1 protein-coding gene and 1 pseudogene are annotated in these 2,524 nt (G+C 70.0%); both read left to right on the forward strand.

The window, feature by feature from the left end; translation table 11 throughout:
• Nucleotides 1-26: 26 nt before the first annotated feature.
• Nucleotides 27-1,853 carry a phosphoenolpyruvate carboxykinase (GTP) gene (locus G6031_RS12535; protein WP_182653441.1) on the forward strand — a complete coding sequence of 609 codons (1,827 nt, stop codon included), beginning with the start codon at nucleotides 27-29 and terminating at the stop codon, nucleotides 1,851-1,853.
• A 171-nt stretch (nucleotides 1,854-2,024) separates the two neighbouring features.
• A pseudogene (locus G6031_RS12540) lies at nucleotides 2,025-2,524 on the forward strand (hypothetical protein); the annotation flags it as partial.

Raw genomic sequence — 2,524 nt, forward strand, 5'->3', positions numbered from 1 at the left:
CCATGCACCGTGTACGAGGAGCTGTGATGACCACCACCACCATTCCCGGCCTCGAGGGTCAGGCGCCAACCGATCACGCGGAGATGCTCGCGTGGATCGCCGAGGTCGCCGAACTGACCCAGCCGGACCGGGTCGTCTTCGCCGACGGCTCCGACGAGGAGTGGGACCGCCTCACGACGGAACTGGTGGAGCACGGCACCTTCGTGAAACTCGACGAGTCCAAGAAGCCCAACTCGTTCCTCGCCCAGTCCGACCCCAAGGACGTCGCGCGGGTCGAGTCGCGGACGTTCATCTGCTCGGAGACCGCGGAGGGCGCCGGCCCCACCAACAACTGGCGGGACCCGGCCGAGATGCGCGGCCACATGACCGAGCTGTTCCGCGGCAGCATGCGTGGTCGCACGATGTACGTCGTGCCCTACTGCATGGGCCCCCTGGAGGCCGAGGACCCCAAGCTCGGCATCGAGCTCTCCGACTCCGCCTACGTCGTGGTGTCCATGAAGATCATGACCCGCATGGGCACCGCCGCGCTGGAGAAGATCGGCTCCGACGGCGCGTACGTCAAGGGCCTGCACACCGTGGGCGCCCCGCTCGAGCCCGGCCAGGAGGACGTCTCGTGGCCGTGTAACGAGGAGAAGTACATCACCCACTTCCCGGAGAGCCGGGAGATCTGGTCCTTCGGATCCGGGTACGGCGGCAACGCGCTGCTGGGCAAGAAGTGCTTCGCGCTGCGGATCGCCTCCGCCATGGCGCGCGACGAGGGCTGGATGGCCGAGCACATGCTCATCCTCAAGCTCATCTCCCCGGAGGACAAGGTCTACTTCATCGCCGCGGCCTTCCCGTCCGCGTGCGGCAAGACCAACCTCGCGATGCTGCAGCCGACCATCGAGGGCTGGCGCGCGGAGGTCGTGGGAGACGACATCGCCTGGATGCGCTTCGACGAGGACGGCCGGCTCTACGCCGTCAACCCGGAGTACGGCTTCTTCGGCGTCGCGCCCGGCACCAACTACTCGTCCAACCCCAACGCCATGAAGACGCTGGAGGCGGGCAACTCCATCTACACCAACGTCGCCCTCACGGACGACGGCGACGTGTGGTGGGAGGACCTGGAGGGGACCCCGGACCACCTGATCGACTGGCTGGGCAACGACTGGACGCCCGTGGGCGACGGGGGAGCCGGCAACGCCGCCCACCCCAACTCCCGCTACTGCGTGCCGATCGACCAGTGCCCGGTCACGGCCGCGGAGTTCAACTCCCCCGAGGGCGTGCCGATCTCGGCCATCCTGTTCGGCGGTCGCCGCGCGGACACCGTGCCGCTGGTGAGCGAGGCCCACTCGTGGAACCACGGCGTCTACATCGGTGCCACCCTCTCCTCCGGCCAGACCGCGGCCGCGGAGGGCCAGGTCGGCGCGGTCCGCCGCGACCCGATGGCCATGTTGCCCTTCATCGGCTACAACGTCGGTGACTACTTCCAGCACTGGGTGGACATGGGCGCCCGCGGTGGCGACAAGATGCCCAAGGTCTTCCTGGTCAACTGGTTCCGCAAGGGCGCGGACGGTCGCTTCCTCTGGCCCGGGTTCGGCGAGAACAGCCGGGTCCTCAAGTGGGTCGTGGACCGCATCGAGGGCCGGGTCGAGGCGGACGAGACCGTCGCGGGCTTCACCGCCCGAGCCTCGGACATCGACCTCACCGGCCTCGACACCCCCCTCAAGGACGTCGAGGAGGCACTGGCCATCGACCCCGAGGAGTGGCGCCGCGAGCTCCCGCTCATCACCGAGTGGCTGGAGTTCTGCGGACCCAAGGTCCCGGCCGAGGTGCACGAGCAGTTCGCCGCCCTCAAGGAGCGCCTGGGCTGAGACCTGCGGGACGAGAACGGAAGTCCCGGAGACGGATCCACGAACGGGCCGCACCCACACCGGGTGCGGCCCGTTCGCGTTCCGTGTGACCGAACCCTCTTTCCAAGATCCCCATTCGGTGGGACAGTGGTTGCGTCATCAATACACTGAGCGCATGTGTGGAGGAGTGGCATGAGGGTCGCCGCTGCCGGACTCATCGCCCTCCCGGTTCTCGTGGGAGGGCTCGGGCTCGCGGCGGCGGTCGTCGTCCTCGGCTCACCGGAGGCCACCGCACCTAGCGCTGACGAGGTGGCCGAGGAGGTCGCCGCTCCGGGGTCGGGGGGGCCGGTCACCCGCGACGGCACCGACATCGAGGGGTCGAGACCGCACCTGACGGTGCGCTCGGGGATGCCTTCGCTCATGCTCGCCGGGACGATCCCGGGGTTCCTCGCCCTCCTCCCGGCCTCGGCGGGCCCCCTGCCCACCCTGACCCCCTTCGGCGACGCCACCGCGGGGGCCGGCGGTCCCGCCACCGGACGACCGGCGGGTCCGGCGACAACCGTGCCGTCGACGGTCGGCAGCCCGGCCCCGACCGTCAGGAATCCCTCCCCCGTACCCGACCCCCGCGTCGGATCCGCCCCGACGACGGGCTCCGGTGCGACGGCTCCCCGGCCGACCGTCCCCGGCGGTCC

Source organism: Dietzia sp. CQ4 (genome assembly GCF_014145125.1).
GTDB classification, from domain to species: Bacteria; Actinomycetota; Actinomycetes; order Mycobacteriales; family Mycobacteriaceae; genus Dietzia; species Dietzia natronolimnaea.

Excerpts from the sequence above, each read along its gene's own strand:
- G6031_RS12535 (WP_182653441.1), top strand. The coding sequence starts at position 27 with ATGACCACCACCACCATTCCCGGCCTCGAGGGTCAGGCGCCAACCGAT.